Here is a 24,674-nt window from a genome sequence, read left to right on the forward strand (position 1 = left end):
CTCATACTCACCCCTCTTGGTTGCATCACTGAGGTAATATCATGATTGAATGATTAAATCAAGTAGAGGTCGCACCCTAGCAAAACTCACCCGCCTTCAGCGCTTGATAAAAAACTTGATCGGACTGTCGTTGTACATAAGTGGGGGCATTAGCAGGTAAGCTACCGCCGACTTGATAATCAAAAGGCATTCCGAAAGCAGGCTGCTCTGTCATTTGAATCGCTCGGTTGATCTAATTTTACTAATGCACCCAAAATAAAATGGCTACAACAATTGCCACGATTAAAACAACTCCTAACACAATTAATGCTGTGAGACTGGCATTAAACAAACGACGTACCCGCCGCAATTTTGTAGTCGCAATTTGTTGCTCGGCTACCAGCCTTCGTTGACTTTGCTTCTCTGATTCCAATGCTTTAAGAATTGCTTGCCGCTCATATTCTTGACTAGCTAACAAAAACCGATGATCTTGATATGGCAGAGAGCGATTAGCTGCCCAGACTTTTGCATCTTCCAATAGTTGATCCTGCAACAGCCTTGCATTGTCATACCCGGACTCTACCCAGGCTTCCATTGCAGATCGGTAGGGACAAATTGTGACAATGTACTTTTCAATCCATCGCTGATTGAATATTGTCACATAAACTTGGTTAGCAACCTGAAGCTGTTGGTCATGCTTAATTAAAAGCCCTGATAGCCTCAGCTCTACCTGCTCTGAACTATCGTCAATAGGCACAGTTCTCATCCGCAGCACCTCACGATATAGCTCCAAAAGCCTTGAAAACTGTTTGCTACTGGTAATTCGGTTTTGAATCGTCGCTAAATGCTCTGGCACATCTTGCTGAAGCCAATTGTCAATGATGTATTTCTGCACCAGTTGAGCAATCCAGCTATTTGCTCGTCCTTGTGGAATACTATCTGCATGATCAATTACCAAACGACAAGCCTTTTGAGTGAGGAAGGGTTGCCCCCCTGTCCAGTAGAGAATAGAACCTAAAACAGCAAGCGGATAAGGCGTAATTTTGGATAATCCTTGACACAAAGGCTCTACCTCGGAGAGTTGAAATCCTATTAACTCAATTTCCCTTCCTACATTAAACGGGGTTCGCTGCTTGTCTTGTATTAAATCGGAGGGGGTCGTTACGCCAAGCAGTGCAAATGCTAACCGATGATACTCCGGCTTCTCGGCGCGGCGGTTGTAACACTCTCGAATCAACGCAAAGAAGTCATCCAACCTGAATGGCAAGCTGAGAATATTGTCAACTTCATCAACAAAAATGACAATGGGTTGGGAAATTGTTTTCAGCAACACCTCATCAATAAACTTATCAAATCTCCGTACATACGATAGCAACTGATGTTTTTCCCACCAGGCGTAAAGGTCGAATACTTCATATAAATCTAGACTACTAACAATACTATCGATGACACTGCTATACCACTGCTCTGGTGTCATATCTGATGTGCCGATGCGGGTCAGGTCGATCGCTGCACATACTACCCCCTCAGCCTCTAACCGTTGCATAGTATGTACCTTCAAGCTCGATTTACCCATCTGCCGAGCGTTGAGTACGTAGCAGAACTCCCCTGTCTTCAATGCTTGGTAAAAAGCTTCATCTGACTGGCGCTGCACATAAGTTGGGGCATCAGCAGGCAAACTACCGCCAACCTGATAATCGTACCTATCCTTTGGCATGATACTCATGTACCCACCCTCAACCGTTCTCTAAAGTATTCCCGGTACAAATTGCACGACGGCATCACTTCGCTCCCTCGAAACAGCACCAGCCCCATACTGGTGAGCTTAAACGCCTCACTCGTATTAATTGCGATCGGATGATCCACCGCAATCACCTGTTTCATCACTGCCAGCAGTTTCTCATCGCCCTCCAAATTCAGCAGATGGCGGCGAAGATGTTCACCATACAAGCCACCTTCGGTTGGGGCAAGTTGCAGAAGTTGTTCCAACGATACCTCACCCCGCGCAATCTGATACAGCGCCGCCCGCACCAGATAGGGATGCCCTCCCACCATTGCCATAAGTTGCGCCACTACTGCTTCTGACCAGTCCAATCCGTGCCGCTTGACTAAATCTATAACTTGCGGCTGGGTTAACTGCGGTAGCTCGATCGGCACACCCACATTAAACGGCGATTGGTTAATGTTGAGCGGAATATACACCTCCTTAGAATGCACAATCACTAGCCGCAGGTTCTTCCAAATTGGCTTAATTTTGGCATCCTCATGCCATGCCCGCAGCATTCCAAAAAAGTCCGTCGCGATCGTCGGATACTCAAACACCTGATCGACTTCATCGAGGCACAGCACTATCGGGCGCTGAAGTTCTGGCAACAAATATCGCTGAAAGTAGTTCGTAGATTTATTTTTCGGGCTAATCGTGCCCTTCCAATAATCAGCTAACCGATCGTCTAAGTTCAATTCCCCAGCAATGCTGTTACAAAACCACTGCAAAAACAGGTCAAGATTCCTGAGTGAATCGCGATCGACGAGTTGAAAATTCAACGATGCTGTTTGGGTGCCTTGCTCGATCGCATGATTGATAATCCGCAGCATCAGCGACGATTTACCCATTTGTCGAGGCGCTTTAATCCGAATCAGTGCCCCTGGTTTGACGATCGCCTCGTAGCACCGAGCCTCGATCGGCGGACGCTCCACATACAGCAGCGACTCAAGCGGAACCTGCCCTTCGGGAACATCCAAATCAAGTAATGGACGCGAAATAGGCAGTGGTGGAGCCACCAGGCTAACAGGTTCAAGTTTTCGAGATTCTTCGATGACAGCAGCGGGTTGGCTGGCTTCGGGTTCTGGCTCAAGCACTGCCTCAGACTGCTGTTTGAGAACCGGGGTGAGATCTTCAGCAATGCCACTCATGCTAATGCTGACACAGCCACTTCTGTAAGCAAACTCGATCGATCGACCTGCACCCAACGCATCATAAAACCCAACGGCAAATTCACGAGCGGCACTGTCTCCGATCGCTTGATTCATCCCAATCACGTAAGGAACATATTGGGCGATCGCATTCGCCTGCACCTCGGAATAGCAAGCATTCAGCACCACGCATTCAATGTTGCACTCCTCCGTAAAAAGGTGAAACAACTTCGCCAGCGCCTCGCCCCGGACAAAAGTGGCTTGTCCCGCGACATCTTCTAAAACCAGCCCGTCTGCTCCCACCCCATGACCCGAAAAATGGACGATTTGGGGTTTGTAGTCCAACATTGCTCGCTGCAAATCCCGTGGTGTCGTTGCAGAAATCTTTTCTAGCTGAAATTTTTCGCGTTTCTGCGCTCTCTGAAGCCCCGCGTCAATTTCCTTGACTTCTTGATCGAGTCTCAACTGAGTCGAATTCTTCGGATTGGCTGCTAGAAACAGAATGGTCTTCTTTTTTCGGGTTGAGTTACTCATGAACCAGAGCTAAGGGCAAGATTATCTTTGCTTGAAACATTAGACCTCCTGCACGAAGCCGGAAACGCCCCCTAAATCCCCCATGAATGGGGGACTTTGAAATAGAAACTCGACTCAAAGTCCCCCAGCATGGGGGATTTAGGGGGCACAAGCTGACCTCAACGGAGCGAGATCTGAGAGCAGACATCTAGAATTCTATTCATGCAGGAGGTCTATTACTTCCAATACGATAAGTAAATTCAGGAGTAAGTTCGATAAAGTACACAATATGTTTACTTTTTGAGGCATTCACGTTCCTGAAGATCAAATTCACGGGTTCCCCAGGTAGCGTCCTGGAAAACATCACGCGAAGATCAAATTCACGGTTCCCCAGGTAGCGGACTGCAAAACCTCGCGCTATAATGAGAAGAGTCACGGGGCTGTAACGGTTTCGACAGGTTGGCGAACGTCACAACGTGATTCAGGTCGAGAGGGAGTCCACTCTCGTAAATATCGGCTCAAAACACAGTACATGCGAACAACATTGTACCCTTCGCTCGTAAAGCAGTCACTGCCTAAAAACCCCTAGCGGTTCGAGCGTCTACGATTTGACACCGTTAAGGATCGTAGAACAACCCCAACGGTTGCTCTAGACGATCGCCTCAAGTCGGTTTTCTAGCTAAGACAATACTTGAGAATCCTCCCGTTCGGGATAATGAACGGTTCCCGCTTCGAGGACTAGAGAAGCTAAACCTGTGAATGAGCGGTGTGCTAATACCCAGTTTGGACACGGGTTCGACTCCCGTCAGCTCCACTAAAAACTAAAAAGGAGGGTTCTAATCTAGAATCCTCCTTTTTTATGGTGAATGTCGTTACCCGCGTTTGCGTTAGTCCTATTTCGCAAAAGATTGACCCGCGCCTTGTTCTGTGAAATATTGACTCAAAAACGTGTTGGCAAACGAGAGAACAATCGGTGCGAGAACGATCGCCAGCCAACCATGCACCACAAATCCGGGAACCAGCAGCGACGCTAGCCAGAAACAAACACCATTGACCACGAGTGAGAACAGTCCCAACGTCACAAATGTGATCGGCAGTGAGAGCAGAGATAAGACTGGTTTGACAAATGCGTTGACCAACCCGATCGAGACTGCGGCTAACAACGCAGCAGCGAACGTATTAATATCCACTCCAGGAACGGTGAGATCAACCACTAACAAACTCAACGCAGTCGTGAGGGTAGTCAGAAAAAATCCAAGCATCGTGTTTCTCCTAATCTTAAAAGGTGCCCGTTTGCTGATTGGCTTTCTCTTCATGTTTGGCGATCGCCCAAACTGCATGAATCACACCAGGAATCCAGCCGAGAAAAGTCAGCGCGATGTTGATCAACAAAGTAGTGCTCAAACCGTAGGTGAGAAAAACACCAACAGGAGGCAGAAAAACGGCAAGTAGAATGCGAATGAGTTGCATAAATTAACCTCAGTGTAAATGATTAAAAGAATGGGAGCTTAAAGCTTGGCGGCGGCAGTTTGCAAAAGGTCTTTCAACTGTTGCCGAATTTGGAGTTCTTTCCGAGCGACAGAAGTTCCCGCTTCGCCGACTTTGGTTTCAAACTCTGTCTGCTTTTGCTGTAGTGGATCTGATCCTTGTGCTTCAGCGTTAGCGATCGCGTTGTTATACTGATCGGCTAGCTTTTCGACCCGCTGCTTGACGGCTTGATAGCGATCGCCATAGCGAGACGTAAGCGTGGCATCGAGCGTGATCAGCCGACTCTTTAACTCAACAACCAGCCGATTCTTAAGGGTCGTGAACAGATTCACAGTTTTAGAACCCCTTGAAGTCGGCTCCTCGGTTGATTCTTGCCCCGGCTCATTTAAGTTGTTTGAGATCGAGGAAAAGGTGTCTTTGGCGATCGTTCCGATTTCACCAGAGCCTGCTTTCAATTCGGTGATTGCCTGAGATGCTGCCTCTCGAACGATTTCACCAATGCGAGTGGCTCGCGTTCCCCCTTGAGTTTTGACTTTTCCAAAGTCAGTTGTGATGCGATCTTTAATGGAGTCAGACATGGTTTACCTGCGGTATGCGTTATAAATTTGGACGAGTCATCAAACTAGCTGACGACGGTTTTTGGTTCAGCGCTCTTTGGCTTGCGCGTTTTAAGCTGTTCGAGAAGCAGTTGAGACACTTCGGTAACCAGAACGGTTGCAATCAATCCATCATCAATCCAGCCTAAAACTGGTATCGCATCGGTGACTAAATTGAATGGACTCACGAGATAAATCAAACTGCCTAACACGATCAGCCAGCGATATTTAGAATTCCGTAAAGTGGTGCGATACCAAGTGTAGAGCGGTTTGAGGAAAAATTTCATCGGGTTCCTTTTGGTTGACAAGACTATCTTCGCAAACCCCTCGATAAATTTCTGGTGTTGATAACCCACAATTTTGTCGTAGCATTCCCACCTAATGAGTTTCCGTAATCGTCTTGGCGTTAGGTGGATGATCTTCGCAGCGGTCTCAAAGTCATCCTTCAGACGGGTGCGTCTTAGCTTGATTGATGGGTAATGTGCGAATTATTCACCTTCAATAAATGCAGGTGTATCGCTGCTGAGGTGATCCTATGAGTTCAGAAATGCCTTTTGTAGCTTCCAGTCCACCTGTGCTGACAACGCTGGCGATCGGGCTGCTGATTGCTTTTGCATTCCAACTGTTGCTGACCACGTTTGGCATCGCGGCTGGAGTCACGGCTCTCGGCTTTTTACCTCACGCAAAACCCAACCCGCCTGACACTGACCCGAATGCTAAGGGCGATCGTTCTGAGAACGTTAATCGGATCACGTTTGCGATCGGAGCAAGCACGCTGCTGACAGTCAACGTTGTACTGTTTGTCGCTTGCTTTTTAGCAGTCAAACTAAGTTTGGTCAATTATCCGATCGTCGGTGCCATTTTAGGAGTTGTGATTTGGTCGGCTTATTTTTTATTGTTGGTATGGTTGAGTTCTCAAGCGGTCAGTTCGATTTTGGGATCGATCTTAAACACGTTTGCTGCGAGTCTGCAAGGCTTAATATCGACTGTGACTAGCGCGATCGGGCGCAAGCCTAATCCTGAAATCTCAAACACGCTGCGAGAGCAAATCGCTGCTCAAGAGACGCTTTTGACAACACTTCAGCGTGAGTTAAAGGTAGCTCTTAACCCTGGTGATTCTCAGGAAACAGTTCAAGAAACGCTTCAGAATTATCTAAAAAATCTGCCCGTGCCGCAGCTTGACCTCCAAACGATCGGCGACGAGTTCACTGAGTTACTGCATTCCGAATTAAAGCCGATCGCGTCAGGAGTGGGTAGGGTGCCGTTAGATCGATCGGCGTTGGTTGAACTCTTTAGCGATCGCACCGACTTCTCTAAGCAAGATATTAACCAGTTGGTCGATCGCTTAGAAACAGTCTGGCAAGACGTGCTAAATTCACAATCATCTCATCCTCAGAGTGAACTGATTGAGTGGCTGCGATCGTCCAGTCCAGATGACCTAAATCGCCGACTGCCAGAACTCTTATCGCAAAAACAATCTGAGACAAGCGAGGATGCAGAGCCGTTAGCGTTTCAGAATCCGTTTGCGTTGCTCGATCTCAAACATCTCACAAGCATCGTGCTTCAAAGAGCCGATTTATCTGATTTGGATGTGAGTCAGATTTTGGGGCAAATTCAATCTTTAACTGGAGCGCGATCGACGGGCGCAGATCCCAGCCTCATTCAAGCCGACATCGAAGATTATTTGCTCAACGCTTACCCCTGGCAACTCACCCGCAAAACCGTCACGCTGGAGTTTAAAGACTTAATTTACGATCTCGATGCAGATCGTAATGTTGTTCGAGATCACCTTGAGCCTTTGACCCCTGATTATTTTGAGTCATTACTTCAGCAACGAGGCGATTTGACTCCTGCAAAAATTGCTCAAGCGGTCGATCGTTTAGAAGAAACTCGTCAAGAAGTGTTGACTACAATTGGTGAGAACAACCCTCAAGAACCTGCTCAACCTGAATCAAATAGTGCAGGAAGTCTCGATCTCTGGCAGCAGATGCAAGAATTCACTAGCGATCGTACTCAAAAGCTTGTTGCCAAAACAATTCAGCGTCAACTGAAATCATGGCTCAAACAGTGTGAAACCGAACATTGTCGCCTGCCTCAGTTTGATCGGGCTGAAATTGAGAACCGATTAGTCGATCGCCAAGACTTAACTAAGAAGCGAGTTCAACAAGTTGCTGACCAATTAGAAAAAGCCTGGAACACTTTAATCGAGGTATCTAAGACAGGAGATTCTGGGGCGCGATCGAGCGCTCAAACAATTCACGCTCCGACCTTGACGATTCCCATTCAGCCAGTCAGCAACCCACCGCGAAGACGAGCACTCAGAGCAAAAGAAGGAGCCAAAAACACTCAAACTCTACTAGCAGATTATCTGAAGCATCTCGACAAAGAAGATCTCAATTTAGACAGTCTGCAACGTGACTTAAAACAACTGCTGCACGACCCACAAGCAGGTCTAGAAGCATTGAAAGAAACACTTTCGCACATTGATGGCTCAACGCTGAGTGCCCTCCTTGCTCAACGTCAAGGCTTAACCGAAGCGGAAGCCAGTCACATCGTCGAGCAGGTTGAGTCTATTGTTCAAAAACTTGCTGAACAAGCACACCAATCGCAAGAGCAGATTCAGACCGCGATCGCCCATACCTTTTCTCAATTTCGCGATCGACTGACTGCTCTAGAGTTACCCGCCTTAAACTTTGACCAAATCAAACACGATCTCAATGCCCTGCTAACAAATTCGCAAACTGGAATTGAATCATTGAGCGATCGCCTACGTGGTTTTAATCGAGAGGCTCTAACTCACTGGTTTAACGATCGCGATGACATCTCTGAGTCACTGGCTCACCAGATGCTTGAGCGGTTCGATGCCATTCGCGCTGGTATTGTTCAACAAACCGAACGTCTGCAACAAGATACTCAACAGCGCATCGATCAGTTAAAGCAACAGGCGCACCATCAAGCCGAAGAAACCCGCAAAGCGATCGCGGCTGCTGCGTGGTGGTTATTTATCACAGCATTGACCTCTGCGATCACCTCTGCGATCGCGGGCGTTCTGGCCGTGAGAATTTTGTAAAAAACCTACGAATTGTTAAATAAAACTTCAGAAATAATTTGTTTTGTAGTTTTTGCTACAGAAGTATCTTAAAATAGAAGCGTCTAAAGTCTCCGCTGACATCAAAATTTCATCCCTTTGTGAATCATGGCTACTGCACTTCAAGTCAACCCATCTACAATTTCTGCTCAACATCAAGCCACGATCGCCGCTTCTCTAGCTCGTCGGCTTGCCGTTGCAAAAGCAGCTCAAAACACTCAACTCCTTACTCTGTTAGAGCAAGAGCAACAGCAGCTAGACCGCAAAAGCTACCCGTTGAATCTGGCGGCGCTGGTGGCTCAGGTCAAGCAAGTTTGGCATTCTTGGTTAAATGCCCTCGATCGTCACTCTCAGCTTTCGGTGAAGCAAGTAGTTGGCGAGTCTGGCACAACTTTCTGGCACGCTTATGACCCTAAAACTGGGAAATCTCTCTATGCAGAGTCTTCTTCAGAAGTCGTTAAATGGATCGAAGACAACGGTCTAGGACAATAAATCCTAGTTTTTACGAGCCGCACTAAATGGGTATAGGAACGTTAAAGATAATGTTCCTATACCCATTTTTATGATCACTAAAATGAAATTGCTAGAATACTAGGTTTTGATTTTAGGCTCAAACAGAGTACGCTAAATCTCAAGTGCGAAGAGGACGATCGTGATGATTCAAGCAGTGTCTCAACGGGTCAACTTTGATGAGTTTATCGAATGGTATCCAGAAAACTCAGAGCATCGCTATGAATTACACGAGGGAAGAGTTGTCGAAATGCCCAAGCCAACCGGGAAGCATTCTGAAGTCGCTGGATTCACAAACGGCTCACTATTTGTTGAAGTCGGACGGCTGAAGCTTCCTTACTTTATTCCTAGAGAATGCATCGTCAAGTCAGTAGACGGATCAGGCTATGAGCCAGATGTGATTGTTTTAGACAGGCAAACTATCAGCAATGAACCTCGATGGGCAAAGGAATCGATTATCACAATGGGGGCATCAGTGCGTCTGATTGTCGAAGTCGTCAGCACTAACTGGCAAGATGATTATCTGAGCAAACTACGCGACTATGAAGCGTTAGGGATTCCTGAATATTGGGTGATAGATTATCTGGGCTTAGGCGGTCGGCTACACATTGGCTACCCCAAACAGCCGACTTTTTCGGTTTATCACCTCATAGAGGGTGAGTATGAAGTGCAGCGATTTCGGATCGGCGATCGGGTTCTCTCTCCCACATTTTCGGAGTTGCAGTTGCCTGTAAGCGATGTCTTTTCTGCCGGAGAATTGAGTTAGCCAAAATCCAGGATTGCTATAGATTAATTATTCAGTTATTCTTTCAGCGTTGTATTAAGTATTGAACTTTTTGTACTAATTTATTTAACAGCATTAAAACCCTTATGAAAGTTTAGCATTCACAGTTGTTCGCAAATAGCAAAATACTTCCGTAATAAAACGTTTTACATTAGCGACCGATTGCCTGTACACTCTTCTAGTTTGTTTCATAAGATCTTGCATGATTGCTTCTCAATGGCTCGGTAGTTTGAGCAGTCGGTTTTGGCTGCAAAATTTTGCTAGCAGCGTTTTTCTACTATCAATAGGGCTACCCGCCTGCGCGACTCAAGACCCCTTCCAGATTCCTGCTCTCTTAGTGCCTTCAGTTCAGCAGTCTGCTCCGTTGTCTCAACCAGTGCAACTGCTGAGGTGGGCAATTATCGGTCAAGAAAGCGGCGCAAAATTTCAAAGCGTGAATCGGCATTCAGGGGCATTAGGCTATGCTCAAGTGATGCCCAGCAATCTAGCTGCCTGGTCGCAGGAGGCGTTAGGCTATCCGGTCTCTCGTCAAACATTTCTCAGCAATCCAGATATTCAGCTTGCGATTATTGACTATAAGCTCAACCAATATTGGCAGCGATCGCTCTTAGCCAGTGGCGGCAATGAAGAATTAGCGATTATGAGAGTCGCGTCGTGGTGGTATAGTGGCAAACCCAATCGCTATACCTCGACGAGATTGCAGTTTTATCGGGGGCATCGCTACCCTAGCATTGCCACCTATAGCCGCGCTGTGCTGCAACGCTATCGCAATCTGGCAGATGGGGCCGAAAATGCAGCAGTGAGATCGGATGCCGTTTTTCCTGAAGCGGGCAGTTAACGACGAGTATTGAGTCGTGAAGACCTTCTACCAGAGGGTCTTCATAGAATTCCTGTAAGAACAGTGACCCCTTATTTTCTGAGCGAAACTGGGTCAGAAGGTTCTTCTAGCACCGAGGAAGACTCGATCGCAACCACTTTTTTGCCTCGTCGCCAACCAAACAGATCATGCAGCAGTAAATAGGAGCAGGGAATAATAAACAACGTCAACAGAGTTGCTAATGTTAACCCCGAAAAGACCACAATTCCTAACGGTTGCAAGAACTCTCCCCCTTGCCCCAGACCCAAGGCAAGGGGAAAGATACCCAAAACGGTTGTAACAGTCGTCATCAAAATGGGGCGAAGTCGCTGAGGAGCCGCTTGCAGAATAGCAGTTCGACGATCGACTCCCTCCTCTTCCCGAATCTGATTGGCTGTTTCCACCATGATGATGGCATTGTTGACCACAATCCCTACGAGTAGCACTGCTCCAACAATCACTGTTGCCCCGATCGCCGTTTGGGTAAAAAACAGCCCCCAAATGCCGCCTGCTAGTGCTAGCGGGAGAGTCAACATAATCACCAGTGGATCGACTAGCGAATTATATTGCACTGCCATGACCACAAACACCAGGAATGCTGCCAACCCACCCAGCAACGGTAGAGCCGCTTGAATGGCTTGATTGCTCTGGGCAGCCGCACTCGGAAGACGGCTAATGCCTTGAGGGAATTCCACCCCTGTCAAGATGCGATCGACCTCAGCGAGTGCTTCTCCTAAACTGGCTCCTTCACTCAGCGTTCCAGCAATCAGAAACACCTGCCGCTGGTTGATGCGTTGAATTTGACCGGAAGCTTGTCCCGTTTCAATCTGAGCAACATCTCCCAAGCGCACCAACTGTTTGTCTGTCGTGAACAGCGGCAATGCTTCGAGCTGAGATGGGCGACGAATCGAGTCTTGATTGAATTGCACTCGCACATCCACTAGTCGATTTCCGCGCTGAAGCTGCGTTGGGACTGTTCCCTCAATGGCAGTTGTTAACACCTCTCCAACATCTTGAATGTTGAGGTCTAAGTCAGCCGATCGCTCTCGATCAAGTCGAATTTGAATCTCGGGCTGTCGGCTGTCGGCATCAGGTCGGAAGGCAGATAACTTTGCCTGCTGTTCCAGAGTTTTGACCAACTCTTGCCCTGCCTGCTCTAACGCTTTTGTATCTTCGCCTTGCAAGATCACGTCGATGTCCGATCGCACGGGAGAGTTACTCAAAATCAAGCCTCGCACTTCACCCGGACTCAGCCGCAGACGAATATCGACTAGATTCAGCTTGTTAAACGCTTGAGTCACTTTTGACACGTAACGCTCAACATCAGTTCCCGGTTTGAGGGTGATGGTGCTGGAAGCTCGGAGCGGGTTTGCGCTGGTGCTGCTGCCAAATAAGGCACCGCCCACTGTTGAAAAGACATACTGCGTTTCAGGCTGTGCTAGAAGAATATCATCGGCGGCGGTCATGACCTTACGACTGGTTTCTAGCGGTGTTCCCGGCGGAAACTGGGCGCTGAGTCGGGCTTGTCCTGTACTAATGCGAGGGAGAATTTCTTGAGGAATATGCCCCATCATCAACAGACTGCTGCCACCAAAGACCACAAAGGTGATTGCCAATACTAAGAATCGACGATGTACAACCTGCCCTAATACCCTAGAATATTGACGAGTTGCACCCTCAAACCGTTGATTGAATTCTCGCAACAGCCAGAACCGATCGAGCCGACTCGACCAGCGCACTGTAATCAACAGCGACGAGAGCATCGGCACCACCGTCACGGCAACCAACAGAGATGCCGCAACTGCAAAACAAATCGTCAGAATCAATTCGTTAAAGAGCAAAGAGATAAAGCCGCCGATTAGCAAAAATGGCAACACCGATACTAAGTTGCCTCCAGTTGCCGCGACCAGCGAAGATTCTACCTCTCGACTGCTGGCTTCTACTAAGCCGATCGCAGCTTGGCGGGTTTGTCCGTTGTGATTAATAGGGGCAGATCCGCCTAGTGTAACCGATCGCTTGTTGATATTCTCTAAAACCACAACTGAAGTGTCTACCGCCTGTCCGACACTAATTGCCAGCCCTGCCAACGTAAAGACGTTAAGCGAAAACCCGAACAGCTTCATGGCGATCGCGGCAGCCAGTGTGCAGAGCGGAATGGTCAAACTAATGATCAGCGTTTGCCGCAGAGAACCCAAAAACAACAGCACAGCGAGCGCAGCGAGAACCGCGCCAGAGATCGCGGCATCCGTCACACTGTCCAGCGATTCTTGGATAAACACCGACTCATCCAGCGTCGGAATTAACTCCATATCTTTGGGGATGGCCCCGGCTTGTCGCAACTCTTCGATGCGCCGTTTCACACTTTCTACGACTGCGATCGTGTTGGCATCGGGCTGTTTTTGAATGCTGACTTTGACCGCAGGCTGCTTGTTCAGCAAGACAAAAATGCGCTGATTTTCTGTCCCGTCTGCAACTTGAGCAAAATCGCGCAAATAAACTCGACGATCGGCGGAAACGCGGCTGTTTGGTTCAGCCTCTGCCGTTGTTGGCGCAGCATTGGCAACTCTAAACGAGAGGTTGCGAATCTGATCGACGTTCTGAAATCGCCCGATCGCACGGGTCAACGGCTCAGAAAGCTCACCTAGAATTCGTCCCCCAGAAACATCTTGATTAGTTTCTTCTAGCTCAGTCAAAACTTCGTTGATGCCGATCCCCAGAGATTGGAGACGATTGAGGTCTAAAACGACGCGCACTTCTTCGGGCACTCCACCCGCAATGTCTACGGATGCCACCCCTGGCACAACTCCGAGTTCACGCGCTAGCTCTTCGTCGGCAAATACCCGCAAGTCTACATCCTTTAATGATGGAGACGCGATCGCCAGTTCATAAACCGGAAGCTGGGACGGATCTACTTTGAACAAACGTGGTGCTTCTACAACATCGGGCAGATTTGCTTGGGCCCGGTTAAAGGCAGCCGTGGCATCGTTCAGCGCTTGGTCAATGTTACCTCCCGGTTCAAAATACAAGTCGATGTTCACCTGTCCTTCTCGCGTCTGAGAGTAGACCTGCACCACCCCCTCTGTTGCCGAAAGGGCTTCTTCGAGCGGTCTAGTGACTTCATCGATCGCCACTTCAGGGGCAATACCAGGAATATCGACGCGCACACCAATGCGGGGGTAGGTGATAGAAGGCAGCAAATCAACCTGAAGATTGAAGATAAAAAATATACCGATCGCAATGACTGCTAAAGTCAGCATCAATGTGCCAATGTGCTGGCGAATTGCAATTGCACTAATGCTAAAGCCTGAAGACTTAGAGTTCTGCGTCGTCATAAATCGTTTTATGGAGTAGTAGAGTAAGGACGGTTTGGAGTCTCTGAAGTTAAGTTCTACCTAGCTGCTTATTGAGCGGACTGCTGAGGCTTTTCAGAAAGAAAGCTCAAACGCACTGAGTCGCCGTCTTTGAGATTTCGATTTCCACGAGCGACAAATGATTCTCCGGGCTGAAGCCCTGACAAAATCTCGACTTTGCCATCAGATCGCTGACCTAACTTCACCGATCGCGCCACCACCTTTGCTTGATCTCCTTTGCCATTCACCGTAAATAGAGTTCCAGTGTTTGAGTTGTCTTGACCTTTAGGAGTTTGAATCGCCGCTTCGGGCACCACGACTCGTTGAGTGGCCGATCGCGCAAAGTTCACTCGTGCCAGCAAGCCACTGCGAATTTTGCGCTCTGGGTTAGAAAGGGTAACTTCTATCGGCACAAGTCGAGCGGTGGGGTCTGCTGCCGGAGAAATGCGGCTCACTTGTCCTTGAAACTGCTGCTTTGGAAAGGCATCTAGACGCACTTGCACGGGTTGCCCGACGCGAATCGTGCCTAGCTCTAACTCTGAAACTTGAACTGCAATTTTGGCGCGGCTAAAGTCTCCTAGCTTGAGAATTTCGCTGCCTGCTTGAGCTAAGTTTCCCGGTTCGGTGACGCGCTGCAACACCGAGCCTGTGACCGGAGAATTCAGAACCGTATACGATCGCCGTTCTGTTTCTTGATTGACAATTGCCTGCTGAGAAGTGACTCGTTTTTGAGCAGCGGTGACGGCTTGTTGCTGCGTTCTAATTTGCGCCTGGGCAGAGCGAAATGCCTGTTCTGCGGTGCGGGCAGCCGTGCGATCGGTTTCGGCTTGCTGGGCTGAGATCGCACCCTCCCGCAAGAGTTGCTGAGTTCGCGCAGCGTCCGATCGAGCCTGCTGAAGCTCCAATCTTGCACGTTCTATCTGGGTGCGGATGTTGCCAAGTTCTGCCTCTGCCTGGGCAACTTCTGACTGCTGCGCGGCAACATCGGCTTCGGCTTTACTCACGGCAGCCAGAGGAATTGCGTCATCTAATCGCCCCAAGACTTGCCCTTGCTGCACCTGATCGCCCACATCGACATTCAAATCGAGCAATCGCCCCTCAATTTGGGCACGAACCGACACTTCACGGACGGGCTGAGTAGTTCCCGTGTATTCGAGTTGTTTCTGTAGGGAATCAGTCCGTGCGATCGCCACATCGACGTTGGGGTTGCCCTGCTGTGCGCCTGAAGGTCGCTTTGACTCGGCTTCTGCTTTTGAGAATCCGCTACAGCCCGATGAGAGCATCAGCAGTAAGCCAGCGATAAAAAGCTGGCTCCAAACAGGGTTGTCTTTCGGAATCGGTTTGGCAGATTGAGCGATTGGCATAAGGACTGGGCACTGCATACGGGTCTTCAAAGAGTTTAGACTGAGATCGGCTTCGGATGTGAGCAATTTAGTTACAAAACTTTAACCTTTAGATTACGAGGTGATAGGAGAGACCGAAATCTGCAATTGGACTGAGAAACCTGGGCAATTGATTCAGCAGACTTGGCTCAAATCAGACCTGCGATGATGTTGATGGTCATCGCTACGATCGTCGTGTTAAAGAAAAACGCCAGCACTCCGTGCAGCAGCGCCAGTCGCCGAATCTGCCGAGAAGTCACTTCTACATCTGACGTTTGGCTCGTCATCCCAATCACAAACGAGAAATAGAGAAAATCCCAATAATCTGGCTCGATGTCGCCCGGAAAATCTAAGCCGTTTTCTTTACATTCGCGAAGTGATTTTCCGGCTTGATAATAGGCGTGCGCGTAGTGGGAGGCAAAGATTGTATGCACCAACAGCCACGAACCGACGATCGTGACGATCGACAGTGCCAAATGCAAAATTAGGAGCCGATTCTCTGACCCTTTGTCGTGCAAAATAAACCCGATCGCAGATAAACTCGCAAAGGCTGCCGCCGTAATCAAACTGAGAATGACCAATCGTCCAGGGTCTTCGTGTTGAGCATGGCGGCGCATAGAATCAGGGGTAGCATTCGCCATTAGCCACCAACTCAAGCCTAGAAAGCTAATCATGCCAGTGTCCCAGATGCAGAGGGCGCGAGTTGCCCAGTGAAACCAGGGCGGCAGCAAGACCGCAACTAACCCCGCTAACAAGACAGACAAAAGCAACCGAGGTTGGACACTCCACTTAAACGCTAATTTAAGTTTTGGTATTGAGCTCACGGGGCAAAACCAACGATCGTGGGATGCCTGCCAGTATAGATCTGGGTTCACCCCAAAAGTCAGGTTTCAAGGTTGATTTTACTCAAGGTTAACGTTCGCTTACCCCTCTATTAAAGACAAATCTGATAGTCTGTTCAGAGATAAGAGCAGACTGCTGCCTTTCCTATTCCTCAATCCAATCGTCTTGAGTGACGCTGAATGACATTAACCGTCGATCGACCTACCCGTAAACCATCCGCCTTGCGCTCCTGCTATTGTGGCTATCTGCATTCAGAAAACCCTAGACAAAAAGTGCAAACGGTGAGCCTTGCTCTTGTTCTTTTAAGCAGTCTTTTTGCCACCGAACTGATCGTCGGGGCGTTTAGCCATAGTCTCTCGCTATTGGCAGACGCAGGGCACTTATTTGCAGACATCGCGGCGTTAGGAATGACGCTGATTGCCGTGTGGATTGCCCAGCGCCCTGCCACGGGACGATCGACCTTTGGGCACAAACGAGTCGAGATTCTCGCCGCTTTGCTGAATGGGCTGAGTCTATTGGCGATCGCTGCGTTTGTGATTTGGGAAAGTGTAAATCGATTTCACGCCCCGCAGACCGTTTTGGGCTTGCCGATGCTGATCGGTGCCACGATCGGGCTAGGAGTAAACAGTCTCAATCTGATGCTGCTGCACCAGCGCAGTCAAAACGATTTGAACCTGAAAGCCGCTTTCCTGCACGTTCTAGCCGATGCTGCTAGCTCAGTGGGCGTGATTGCGGCGAGTCTGACGATCTATTTCTGGCACTGGATGTGGATGGATGCCACCGCCAGCCTGTTGGTCGCAGGGTTGACCAGTCTGAGCGCCTTACCGTTGATTAAAGAAAGCTTAGAAATTCTGCTGGAATATGCCCCCAGTTCGATCGATCCAACAGACGTTGAGACATCACTGATGACATTTGAGCCAGTCACCCAAGTTGATCATCTACGAATTTGGAGTATCACATCAGGTCACGTAGCGCTTAATGTTCATCTACACGTTCTGCCAGAGTTGGATAATCACGATCGCGATTGTCTATTAGAACGAATTAGCAGTCATTTGTCTCAGCAGTTTTTGATTCAAGAAATCACGCTGCAAATCATTAGCGAACAATCATCTGAAAAACCCAAATTACACCCATTTTTTACCCAAAGCTTAACCTCTCATGTATTGGGGAAAACACGGAGTTTAGCAAACTAAGTATTAATCTGATTGAGAGATTTCTGAACACCTAGTCATTGATTCAAGTTACCTATGCGTCTTCACTCTCTATGTGCTTGCCAGTCCTTCCTTTTAAGTTGGAGCCATCAATGATGACTTTAAATTTTTCTCGCCTTCGTCCGTTGATCTATTTTCTCGTGGGCTTCTGCGGCGCTTTAGCAGTGGCGATCGTCTCGGTTTCTGCCCCTAACATCGCACCCGTGCAAAGCGCTTCTGTGATCCCTGAGTCGCAAGCTCAACCCCCTATCAGCGAGTTTGCCCTAGAAACCGCAGCGAGTCACCGGGCACCCAATTTCTATCAGTAGCGTTAGCCAGGTAGCTTCTGACCTCTGAGACGAGGGCAATAATCAATCGATCGCCGAGATTTGCCCCGCGTAAATCTCACAGATTTCTGTGTTCACAAACCACCCGGAAGCCCACCGCTCAAGGAATCCGCAATGACGAAATTTCTTCAGACTATCACCCGGCATCTGTCCTTCTTCATGGCGTGCCTCTTCTGCACTGTTTCAGTTAATCTTGTTCCTTTTAATACGCCATCTGCCTTGGCTGCTCGATCGGGCAACGGGGTGAATGTGATTTTAATGATCGGCGATGGCATGGGCTGGAACATGGCTCGTGCGGCTGCCGTAGCCAAGGGCGCACCCTTCTACAAGGCGGGCAAAGGGCGAGGCTTAAGCTTTCAGCAGTTGACGGGTTACACCTACGCCACCACTTATGGAACGACGATCGCTGGCTCGACGGGCAATAGCGCTCTAGATGCCACCGCAACAACCTGCAAAACAACTGCGAACCCTACAGGCACCTTGGACTGTGGAGTCACAGGCGCGGCTCCGGTTCGGGCTGGTTTCCAATTCAACCCGGCGCTCAACCCTGGCACCCCTGCCCGCAACCTGACTGCCACAGCCGCTCAACCGTGCCGACTCGGAGGCGACCCTTTAGGTGGCAACATTGTTGGATTTGAGCCTGCTAAAGGTGGGCCCAACCCCTGGACACCTCTAACCCCTGCGTCTCCTGGTAGTGCTGACCCTGAATATATTAAGTGCAGCTATCCCGATTCGGCGAATACGGCATCGACGCTTTATACCGGGGTTAAGAGCTACAACAACGCAATGGCAGTCGATATCTACGAGCGGAGTTCGGTGAAAACCATTCTGCAAGATGCCAAAGCATTGGGCAAATCGACGGGCTTAGTTACGTCAGTCCCCATCACTCACGCAACTCCAGGAGCGGCGGCATCGAGCGTCAACCGTCGCAGCAAATATGACAACAATTTCCCGGCGCTTGACAACATTCTGCAAGAAGCGATTAGAGAAGACCAAGGCTATTTGCCAACGGTGTTAATTGGCGGCGGGCATCCTCTAGATTATGAAAATACGACCTCTGCCAGCACCATTGTTCCTAAGAATATCCCCGACCCCAAAGATCCAACAAAGACATTGACTGCGTTTAACTATATTAAGCAGTCTACTTATGAAGAACTGCGATCGAAGCCTAAAAACAACCGATATGGCTACAGGTTTTTAGAACGCGACACGAAAGTCACGACGACGAATAATTTAGGCGCGATCGTCGATGGCGGCAAAACCCTGATCCAAACGGCTAAAAAGATTAACCCCAATACAGGTGAACGGCTGCTAGGGCTATATGGTGCCCGTGGTCAGAATGGCAACATTCCGATTCGAGGGGCATCCGGTGATTACAGCTCAACTGGGTTAGATAACTTCGCCGTTTACGCCACGGCTTCTGCCTCGACTGCCCCAACCGGATCTCCGGTGAATAACGGCACTCAAATTCCTAAACCGGATACCGTTCGTCCGTTAGCTCCGGGTGAAACAGACAGCCAGTTCATTGCCAAAGAGGTCAAAGCAAATCCGACGTTGGCTCAAATGAGTCGCGCGGCGCTAGAGGTGCTTGGTAAAGACAAAGACGGATTTTGGCTGATGATTGAAGGCGGCGACGTGGATTGGGCTGCCCACGATAATAACCTCGACAATTTGATCGGGACGATGCGATCGTTTGACACCGCCGTTAGCGAAGTCATCAAGTGGGTCGGTCGAAACGGCGGCTGGAAGAAGAATGTGCTAATTGTCACCGCCGACCACGACCACTATTTGACCTTAAATGACAACTATGCACAACTCGTGCAGTCAAAGGGGGCAAAAGACCTGACCTACAACCAGCACACGCCCAACACTGCGGGGCACTTCTGGGGGTCTGACCCAGCCATCAAGTATGGGTGGGGCAACCACAGCAACCGCATGGTCCCTGTTTACTTCCAAGGCGGTGCGCTGAGGCTGGCAGATTTTGTCGGTCGCGATGTGGATTTTGTAGACAGTCCTCCTGGTGGAACGCCGAAGCGATATAAAATTCCGGGTGTTCCGCGTGCGGTTGACCAGAGCCATATTCACCAAGCCATGCTAGACGCGCTGAGGTCTTAAGGAACGTGGATTTATTAAGGTGTAACTTCTCGCCCTCTCCCTAAAAAGTTAGGGTGTACACCAGTCTTTATCGCTGCGTTTGGGTCGGCTTCAGCCCCCTAAATCCCCCATTCTGGGGGACTTTGAGCCAAGACTTCAGTTTCAAAGTCCCTCACTCGTGGGGGATTTAGGGGGCGCAAGTCTCGGCGATCACAAATCAGAGGACTTTTACAGGTTATTTAGTCCACGATCCTAAGCACAAGAGGTTCTCCCCCTCAAACTTTGTACAATTTTCATAAAGCTATCGATCGGGTGTTTGTTTGTTCTGAACTGCGCCTCAATAGATCGATAGCTTTTTTGTAGAAATAACGCTTTGGGTCTACAAAACAACGATCGAGGTTCACGAAACCGTTTTTAGAACCTACAAAACCGTCTTTAGAACCTACAAAACCGTTTTTAGAACCTACAAAACAACGATCGAGGTCTACAAAACCGTTGTTGAAACCTACAAAACCATTTTTGGAACCTATGAAACGATCACTGAGGTCTACGAAACTGTTGTTGAAACCTACGAAACGATCACTGAGGTCTACGAAACGGCATTTGACTCCCTGAATAGCGGAGTTTACGGAAGTCAAACGCAACGGCAACTCCTCTATTCAACTAGATTCCAAGGTTCTACGGATCTCGGTGAACTGAGCGCAGATCTAAAGTAGACCTGTCATCACAACTGCATCTGGCATTGGGAGCTACTCTATGGTTTATCAAAAACGACGTTCTGCCACTTTAGAAAAAGCGCAGGCAAGATTGCGCGGGCTGCAATCTATTCATCCCAATCTAGATTTAGGCAATGGGCTAACGCTGCAAGACTATGCTGCATTGATTACCACTTCAGACACCTGTTTGCAAACCCATAATCTTGCCCTTTCCGCTGTCGATCGCACCCGCATTGAGTTTGCCGAAGTCGAAGCTGCCGTATCCATCTTGTCAACACGGCTTTTGAGCGCTGTGGTAGCGACGTATGGCAGAGACAGCAAGGAATATGAGATGGCAGGTGGAAAACCGCCGAGTAATTACAAACGCTCCAAAAAACAACCTCTGGCGACTAATCTAAATCAGTCTCAGAACGGAACGATCGCTCCCACCAATGGAGCGACACCGAACGGTGCCGGAGCAGTGCCCCTTTCACGCTAAGGGAATTGCGGTTTAATAGAGTCTCAATCAATCGATTTCTTCGGGCTTCGACTTCGTTCAGCCCTCAGCTAGCGAGTGGGTTGAGCGAAGTCCAAATTCACGAACAACGCAGCGAGAGATTCTGTTTTCGCGCAAGTTTGTAAGGGAGCCGATCCCCAAAGGATAATCCCCGGCTCCCCAACGCTCAACTTCCTAGAGTTGAATGGTGACTTTGTTGTGCAACTCCTCTACTTGAACTGGTAAACCATTGCCGATAACAATATTGAACTTTACTAAAGAACGCTCAATCTGATATCCTGGCAACACTCGAACAATTTGATATTCAGTCGTCAAATCACTCGTGCCATCCCATTTGAACAATGCCAGTTGATTGGATGCAATCTCACTCAGTTGTGAAACGAAATCTTCAATGCTGTCGCTCACATTCACGAGAATGCCAGACGACAGGAAGATGTAACGCTCTTGCAAATCCAAAGTGACACTGACTCGATAACGTTTTTCGGTTGAGCAACGCAACTCAACGGTGAACGAAATCGAGCCAGGTACGATCGTCCTGACTCCCATATTTTTGTCCTCTCGGTTAATTCAAAGAGGACAAGAACACTGATCTCTCAGACATTCCATTGGGGTGAAAAACGTATGCAGGATCTTGATTCCAGCCTTTCAAGATCCCATAGCAAAGCTGACGGTGTACAATCATGAACGCCTCCTGAGTTAGTCGGTTTAACTAGGGATGGAAGTCCTCGGAGTCTGATTTCGTCGATCAGGCTTCGGGGCACAACTCCATCACTGCGATGTATTGTACAGGAGTTTTTTGCTTTTTGGAATGATGAATTTTTGAGGAGGTGCGTTGCCTCGGCTCTTGCGAAGCTAATCGTTTTTTTGGGGAGGTGGGGGCGACTACGCATCTAACGGACTGCAAACTCCACGCCCACCGCGGTTTAAAACGTGAGTGTAAATCATCGTTGTTTTGACATCTTTGTGCCCTAGCAACTCCTGAATCGTGCGAATGTCGTACCCACTCTCCAACAGATGCGTCGCAAAACTGTGTCGAAAGGTATGACAGCCCACCCGCTTGGCAATCTTTGTTGCCTGCACTGCCTGCTTCACAGCTTTTTGCACCCCACTCTCATGTAGATGATGACGACACATCAGCTCACCGCGCGGATCTTTAGCAATCTGACTGGAGGGAAACACAAACTGCCACACCCAGTCCCGATTCGCATTTGGATACTTGCGATCCAACGCATAGGGCAATGAAACGGCTCCAAAACCTCGCCCTAAGTCCTGCTGATGTTGGCGCTTGACACTCACTAAATGGTCGTGCAGTTCTGCTGTCACGCTGGCTGGCAGCATGGTGACGCGGCTCTTGCTACCCTTACCGTCTCGCACCAAAATCTGATGTTGGGCAAAATCGACATCCTTGACCCGCAAGCGTAACCCTTCGCACAAACGCAGTCCCCCACCATAGAGCAACTTCACCACTAACTGCTGGACTCCAGAGATGTGTTGGATCACCTCCCGCGCCTCTGCTTTGGTTAAGACGGTGGGAAGATACTGGGTGCGTTTTGCCCGAATCGCATTTACCTCAGACACTTCTAGTTTCAGCACCTCTCGGTAGAGAAACAGAATCGCGTTGAGTGCCTGATTTTGAGTAGACGCGGCAACTCGCTCTTGAACAGCCAGATGCGTCAGAAATGCCTCAATTTCGACACGTCCCATTTCATTGGGATGCCGCTTGTTATGAAACAGGATGTAGCGTCTAGCCCACTGTACATAGGTTTCTTCGGTGCGGTAAGCATAATGCTTGAGCCGAATCGTGTCACGCAGTTGGTCTAAAAGCTTTTTCGGGCGCGGTTCCATGAGCAGTTGGGTCACATCAGTACATTATGCGCTTAATAATACTCGTATAATTAAGCACAAATCTGAAGATATGCGGAAAATTTCTTCCGATCCACCTTGGTTGGGTTAATATGCAGAAAACTTCCGTAGATCCACCCAATTTAGGGTAATATGCAGAAAACTTCTGCCGATCCACCCGTTTTGGGATGGATCTACGGAAACTTTCTCTCTAAAAAGAAGTTAGCTTGCTTCGTTTATAGGTGTTGGCAGTAGTTTGAAGGCTGTTGTTTGTATTCAAAATCAAGCGAACGTAGGAAGACAGGTAGTGAGCGAGTTTAGAATAAGGTTTGTGATTTAGAGACTGAGGTAGTGGGGATGAGTGGTGTTGTGATAGCAGTTAGCCGCAGTACAACTCACACGTTTACAAAACCAAACCAAGAAAGTATTCAGCTTCTAACTGGTTTAGGTGTTGAAGGTGATTCGCACATGGGTAAGACGGTTCAGCATCGCTCGCGAGTAGCTGTTGATCCAAATCAACCTAATTTACGCCAAATTCACTTAATTCACGCTGAATTGCATGACGAGTTGCAGGCTGCTGGTTTTGCTGTATCAGCCGGGCAGATGGGTGAAAACATTACAACACGAGGAATTAATCTGCTTGATTTACCAACAGGTACACGGTTGCATCTAGGCAATAAGGCAGTAGTGGAACTGACAGGTCTGGGAAACCCTTGTGCCCAGTTGGATCAATTCCAAACAGGACTGATGGCAGCAGTGTTAGATCGTGACGAACACGGTAAGTTAATCCGCAAAGCTGGTGTTATGGGTATCGTTGCAATTGGCGGGGAGGTTAGATCTGGCGATCGAATTCAAATTGAACTGCCACCAGAACCGCATCAGTCTCTTGACCGAGTTTGAGAGGTGATGATTTCAACAAAGTATCGTCGTGTAGTTTCGCCAGCTAACAAGTCGATGAAGCGGACAACCGAAAGCTAGTGGTGATGCAGCCAATGTTATCTACTGCCGCTTATCTTAGTCGTTAGATCGACAGCGCCATTTAGTTCACTTGTACTGTATGCTAAAATTTTCGTGACGCTACGATCTAACTAGCGTTGGAGCCGACAACCGAATTTGCATTCTTCGTCAGTGAGCAGAACCGCTTGCGGTTGCGGCTCAACTAAGTTTTAGACCGCTAAATCTTGGTTTGGGCGCAGCTTGAAGCTTGTCTGTGTGTGAAGCAGCTATTTCTAACTACTCTCGTAGTTTCAACTCGAATCATGAAACAACAGTCCGGACAATTTTGAATCGCTAACGATGGAATGCGGGTTTCAGCCTTCTCAATGAGGCTATCTACAACGGTAGAATGCGGGTTTCAGCTTCTGCCTCAAAAATTGTCCGGAGTATTGATGAAAGTGATTTATAAAATAACTTATCCCAATGGGAAAACTTATATTGGGCAAGATTTGACAGATAGCATTAATTATTTTGGAAGTGCCAATAGCAAATTAATTGAAAAAGATTTTACTAGGGAACAAAGAACAATACTCCGGACAAAATTTGAGCAGGTTTTAAGCCTCAAACCCTGATTCAACCGTGGACGGGATCTTTTTATCAAAGTCAGAGGCAACCAATAGTTCGGACAATTTTTGACAGAAAAGCTATCCATCGGATAGGGTGCAACTACTAAATCAAGCGCACCGGATAG

At 48.5% G+C, this 24,674-nt stretch carries 22 protein-coding genes and 1 other RNA gene; 10 read left to right on the forward strand and 13 right to left on the reverse strand.

From position 1 onward, the window contains the following. Positions 1-76: 76 nt before the first annotated feature. From C7B65_RS28135 to C7B65_RS24115, 3 genes are read right to left on the reverse strand one after another with little or no spacing between them, the layout of a single operon-like run. Positions 77-214: a hypothetical protein gene (locus tag C7B65_RS28135; protein ID WP_181314493.1), complete on the reverse strand. Its 138-nt coding sequence runs from the start codon at positions 212-214 to the stop codon at positions 77-79. Positions 215-241: 27 nt separating this feature from the next. After that, on the reverse strand, positions 242-1,705 hold the full coding sequence (locus tag C7B65_RS24110; protein ID WP_073075015.1) for an AAA-like domain-containing protein: 1,464 nt from the start codon (positions 1,703-1,705) through the stop codon (positions 242-244). Further along, positions 1,702-3,426: an AAA-like domain-containing protein gene (locus C7B65_RS24115; protein WP_073075014.1), complete on the reverse strand. Its 1,725-nt coding sequence runs from the start codon at positions 3,424-3,426 to the stop codon at positions 1,702-1,704. Before C7B65_RS24115 ends, C7B65_RS24110 begins: the two co-directional genes overlap by 4 nt. Before the next feature lie 415 nt (positions 3,427-3,841). Here C7B65_RS24115 and ssrA point away from each other — a divergent pair. Next, positions 3,842-4,222: a transfer-messenger RNA gene (gene ssrA / locus C7B65_RS24120) on the forward strand. A 76-nt stretch (positions 4,223-4,298) separates the two neighbouring features. Here the strand turns inward: ssrA and C7B65_RS24125 are convergent. Genes C7B65_RS24125 through C7B65_RS24140 form a run of 4 tightly spaced genes read right to left on the reverse strand, consistent with a single transcriptional unit; the run spans position 4,299 to position 5,776 of the window. Further along, a complete protein-coding gene (locus C7B65_RS24125; RefSeq protein ID WP_073075013.1) occupies positions 4,299-4,667 on the reverse strand; it encodes a phage holin family protein in 369 nt (122 codons plus the stop codon). 16 nt (positions 4,668-4,683) lie between these two features. Beyond that, the gene (locus C7B65_RS24130; RefSeq protein ID WP_073075012.1) at positions 4,684-4,875 is read right to left on the reverse strand and encodes a YqaE/Pmp3 family membrane protein; all 192 of its coding nucleotides are present in this window, start codon (positions 4,873-4,875) and stop codon (positions 4,684-4,686) included. A gap of 38 nt (positions 4,876-4,913) precedes the next feature. After that, positions 4,914-5,471, reverse strand: a complete 558-nt coding sequence (locus C7B65_RS24135) for a hypothetical protein (protein WP_073075011.1) — start codon at positions 5,469-5,471, stop codon at positions 4,914-4,916. Between the two features lie 44 nt (positions 5,472-5,515). After that, a complete protein-coding gene (locus C7B65_RS24140; RefSeq protein WP_073075010.1) occupies positions 5,516-5,776 on the reverse strand; it encodes a YkvA family protein in 261 nt (86 codons plus the stop codon). 248 nt (positions 5,777-6,024) lie between these two features. Here C7B65_RS24140 and C7B65_RS24145 point away from each other — a divergent pair, with 248 nt between their 5' ends. From C7B65_RS24145 to C7B65_RS24160, 4 genes are all read left to right on the forward strand, one after another. After that, positions 6,025-8,559, forward strand: coding sequence for a hypothetical protein (locus C7B65_RS24145; protein WP_073075009.1), 2,535 nt, complete (start codon positions 6,025-6,027; stop codon positions 8,557-8,559). Between the two features lie 126 nt (positions 8,560-8,685). Beyond that, positions 8,686-9,069 carry a hypothetical protein gene (locus C7B65_RS24150; protein WP_073075008.1) on the forward strand — a complete coding sequence of 128 codons (384 nt, stop codon included), beginning with the start codon at positions 8,686-8,688 and terminating at the stop codon, positions 9,067-9,069. 163 nt (positions 9,070-9,232) lie between these two features. Next, positions 9,233-9,853, forward strand: a complete 621-nt coding sequence (locus C7B65_RS24155; protein WP_073075007.1) for a Uma2 family endonuclease — start codon at positions 9,233-9,235, stop codon at positions 9,851-9,853. 220 nt (positions 9,854-10,073) lie between these two features. Next, positions 10,074-10,709, forward strand: a complete 636-nt coding sequence (locus tag C7B65_RS24160) for a lysozyme family protein (RefSeq protein WP_073075006.1) — start codon at positions 10,074-10,076, stop codon at positions 10,707-10,709. A gap of 71 nt (positions 10,710-10,780) precedes the next feature. On the opposite strand, the gene C7B65_RS24165 is transcribed toward C7B65_RS24160, so the two are convergent. The 3 genes from C7B65_RS24165 to C7B65_RS24175 form a co-directional block, all read right to left on the reverse strand. Then, complete coding sequence (locus C7B65_RS24165; protein WP_073075005.1) at positions 10,781-14,059, reverse strand: efflux RND transporter permease subunit; 3,279 nt, start codon at positions 14,057-14,059, stop codon at positions 10,781-10,783. 68 nt (positions 14,060-14,127) lie between these two features. Beyond that, a complete protein-coding gene (locus C7B65_RS24170) occupies positions 14,128-15,441 on the reverse strand; it encodes an efflux RND transporter periplasmic adaptor subunit (RefSeq protein WP_073075004.1) in 1,314 nt (437 codons plus the stop codon). 167 nt (positions 15,442-15,608) lie between these two features. Continuing rightward, positions 15,609-16,283 (reverse strand): DUF1345 domain-containing protein, encoded by a 675-nt coding sequence (locus tag C7B65_RS24175; RefSeq protein WP_073075017.1) that lies wholly within the window; start codon positions 16,281-16,283, stop codon positions 15,609-15,611. Positions 16,284-16,481: 198 nt separating this feature from the next. On the opposite strand from C7B65_RS24175, the gene C7B65_RS24180 reads away from it, so the two are divergent. The 3 genes from C7B65_RS24180 to C7B65_RS24190 all read left to right on the forward strand — a co-directional run bounded on the left by C7B65_RS24180 (position 16,482) and on the right by C7B65_RS24190 (position 19,954). Next, the gene (locus C7B65_RS24180) at positions 16,482-17,495 is read left to right on the forward strand and encodes a cation diffusion facilitator family transporter (RefSeq protein WP_073075003.1); all 1,014 of its coding nucleotides are present in this window, start codon (positions 16,482-16,484) and stop codon (positions 17,493-17,495) included. A gap of 110 nt (positions 17,496-17,605) precedes the next feature. Then, on the forward strand, positions 17,606-17,821 hold the full coding sequence (locus C7B65_RS24185) for a hypothetical protein (RefSeq protein ID WP_073075002.1): 216 nt from the start codon (positions 17,606-17,608) through the stop codon (positions 17,819-17,821). 132 nt (positions 17,822-17,953) lie between these two features. Beyond that, entirely contained in the window at positions 17,954-19,954 is a 2,001-nt protein-coding gene (locus C7B65_RS24190; protein ID WP_083583238.1) for an alkaline phosphatase, read from the forward strand. Positions 19,955-20,226: 272 nt separating this feature from the next. On the opposite strand, the gene C7B65_RS27500 is transcribed toward C7B65_RS24190, so the two are convergent. Continuing rightward, positions 20,227-20,577 carry a hypothetical protein gene (locus C7B65_RS27500; protein WP_146135846.1) on the reverse strand — a complete coding sequence of 117 codons (351 nt, stop codon included), beginning with the start codon at positions 20,575-20,577 and terminating at the stop codon, positions 20,227-20,229. A 112-nt stretch (positions 20,578-20,689) separates the two neighbouring features. On the opposite strand from C7B65_RS27500, the gene C7B65_RS24195 reads away from it, so the two are divergent. Then, complete coding sequence (locus C7B65_RS24195) at positions 20,690-21,127, forward strand: hypothetical protein (RefSeq protein ID WP_073075000.1); 438 nt, start codon at positions 20,690-20,692, stop codon at positions 21,125-21,127. A gap of 192 nt (positions 21,128-21,319) precedes the next feature. Here the strand turns inward: C7B65_RS24195 and C7B65_RS24200 are convergent, their stop codons facing one another. Together C7B65_RS24200 and C7B65_RS24205 are read right to left on the reverse strand one after the other, a co-directional pair. Next, on the reverse strand, positions 21,320-21,691 hold the full coding sequence (locus C7B65_RS24200) for a hypothetical protein (protein ID WP_073074999.1): 372 nt from the start codon (positions 21,689-21,691) through the stop codon (positions 21,320-21,322). Between the two features lie 336 nt (positions 21,692-22,027). After that, positions 22,028-23,005: an integron integrase gene (locus tag C7B65_RS24205; protein WP_317615846.1), complete on the reverse strand. Its 978-nt coding sequence runs from the start codon at positions 23,003-23,005 to the stop codon at positions 22,028-22,030. 339 nt (positions 23,006-23,344) lie between these two features. Between C7B65_RS24205 and C7B65_RS24210 the strand changes: the two genes are divergently transcribed. Beyond that, positions 23,345-23,887 (forward strand): MOSC domain-containing protein, encoded by a 543-nt coding sequence (locus C7B65_RS24210; protein WP_181314494.1) that lies wholly within the window; start codon positions 23,345-23,347, stop codon positions 23,885-23,887. Positions 23,888-24,674 lie beyond the last annotated feature (787 nt).

The sequence above is a fragment of the Phormidesmis priestleyi ULC007 genome (genome assembly GCF_003003695.1).
GTDB lineage: Bacteria > Cyanobacteriota > Cyanobacteriia > Leptolyngbyales > Leptolyngbyaceae > Phormidesmis_A > Phormidesmis_A priestleyi_A.

Bases quoted from the DNA above. Each gene is read 5' to 3' on its own strand.
- C7B65_RS28135 (WP_181314493.1), bottom strand. From the start codon at position 214: ATGACAGAGCAGCCTGCTTTCGGAATGCCTTTTGATTATCAAGTCGGC.
- C7B65_RS24110 (WP_073075015.1), bottom strand. From the start codon at position 1,705: ATGAGTATCATGCCAAAGGATAGGTACGATTATCAGGTTGGCGGTAGT.
- C7B65_RS24115 (WP_073075014.1), bottom strand. From the start codon at position 3,426: ATGAGTAACTCAACCCGAAAAAAGAAGACCATTCTGTTTCTAGCAGCC.
- C7B65_RS24125 (WP_073075013.1), bottom strand. From the start codon at position 4,667: ATGCTTGGATTTTTTCTGACTACCCTCACGACTGCGTTGAGTTTGTTA.
- C7B65_RS24130 (WP_073075012.1), bottom strand. From the start codon at position 4,875: ATGCAACTCATTCGCATTCTACTTGCCGTTTTTCTGCCTCCTGTTGGT.
- C7B65_RS24135 (WP_073075011.1), bottom strand. From the start codon at position 5,471: ATGTCTGACTCCATTAAAGATCGCATCACAACTGACTTTGGAAAAGTC.
- C7B65_RS24140 (WP_073075010.1), bottom strand. From the start codon at position 5,776: ATGAAATTTTTCCTCAAACCGCTCTACACTTGGTATCGCACCACTTTA.
- C7B65_RS24145 (WP_073075009.1), top strand. From the start codon at position 6,025: ATGAGTTCAGAAATGCCTTTTGTAGCTTCCAGTCCACCTGTGCTGACA.
- C7B65_RS24150 (WP_073075008.1), top strand. From the start codon at position 8,686: ATGGCTACTGCACTTCAAGTCAACCCATCTACAATTTCTGCTCAACAT.
- C7B65_RS24155 (WP_073075007.1), top strand. From the start codon at position 9,233: ATGATTCAAGCAGTGTCTCAACGGGTCAACTTTGATGAGTTTATCGAA.
- C7B65_RS24160 (WP_073075006.1), top strand. From the start codon at position 10,074: ATGATTGCTTCTCAATGGCTCGGTAGTTTGAGCAGTCGGTTTTGGCTG.
- C7B65_RS24165 (WP_073075005.1), bottom strand. From the start codon at position 14,059: ATGACGACGCAGAACTCTAAGTCTTCAGGCTTTAGCATTAGTGCAATT.
- C7B65_RS24170 (WP_073075004.1), bottom strand. From the start codon at position 15,441: ATGCCAATCGCTCAATCTGCCAAACCGATTCCGAAAGACAACCCTGTT.
- C7B65_RS24180 (WP_073075003.1), top strand. From the start codon at position 16,482: ATGACATTAACCGTCGATCGACCTACCCGTAAACCATCCGCCTTGCGC.
- C7B65_RS24185 (WP_073075002.1), top strand. From the start codon at position 17,606: ATGATGACTTTAAATTTTTCTCGCCTTCGTCCGTTGATCTATTTTCTC.
- C7B65_RS24190 (WP_083583238.1), top strand. From the start codon at position 17,954: ATGACGAAATTTCTTCAGACTATCACCCGGCATCTGTCCTTCTTCATG.
- C7B65_RS24195 (WP_073075000.1), top strand. From the start codon at position 20,690: ATGGTTTATCAAAAACGACGTTCTGCCACTTTAGAAAAAGCGCAGGCA.
- C7B65_RS24200 (WP_073074999.1), bottom strand. From the start codon at position 21,691: ATGGGAGTCAGGACGATCGTACCTGGCTCGATTTCGTTCACCGTTGAG.
- C7B65_RS24210 (WP_181314494.1), top strand. From the start codon at position 23,345: ATGAGTGGTGTTGTGATAGCAGTTAGCCGCAGTACAACTCACACGTTT.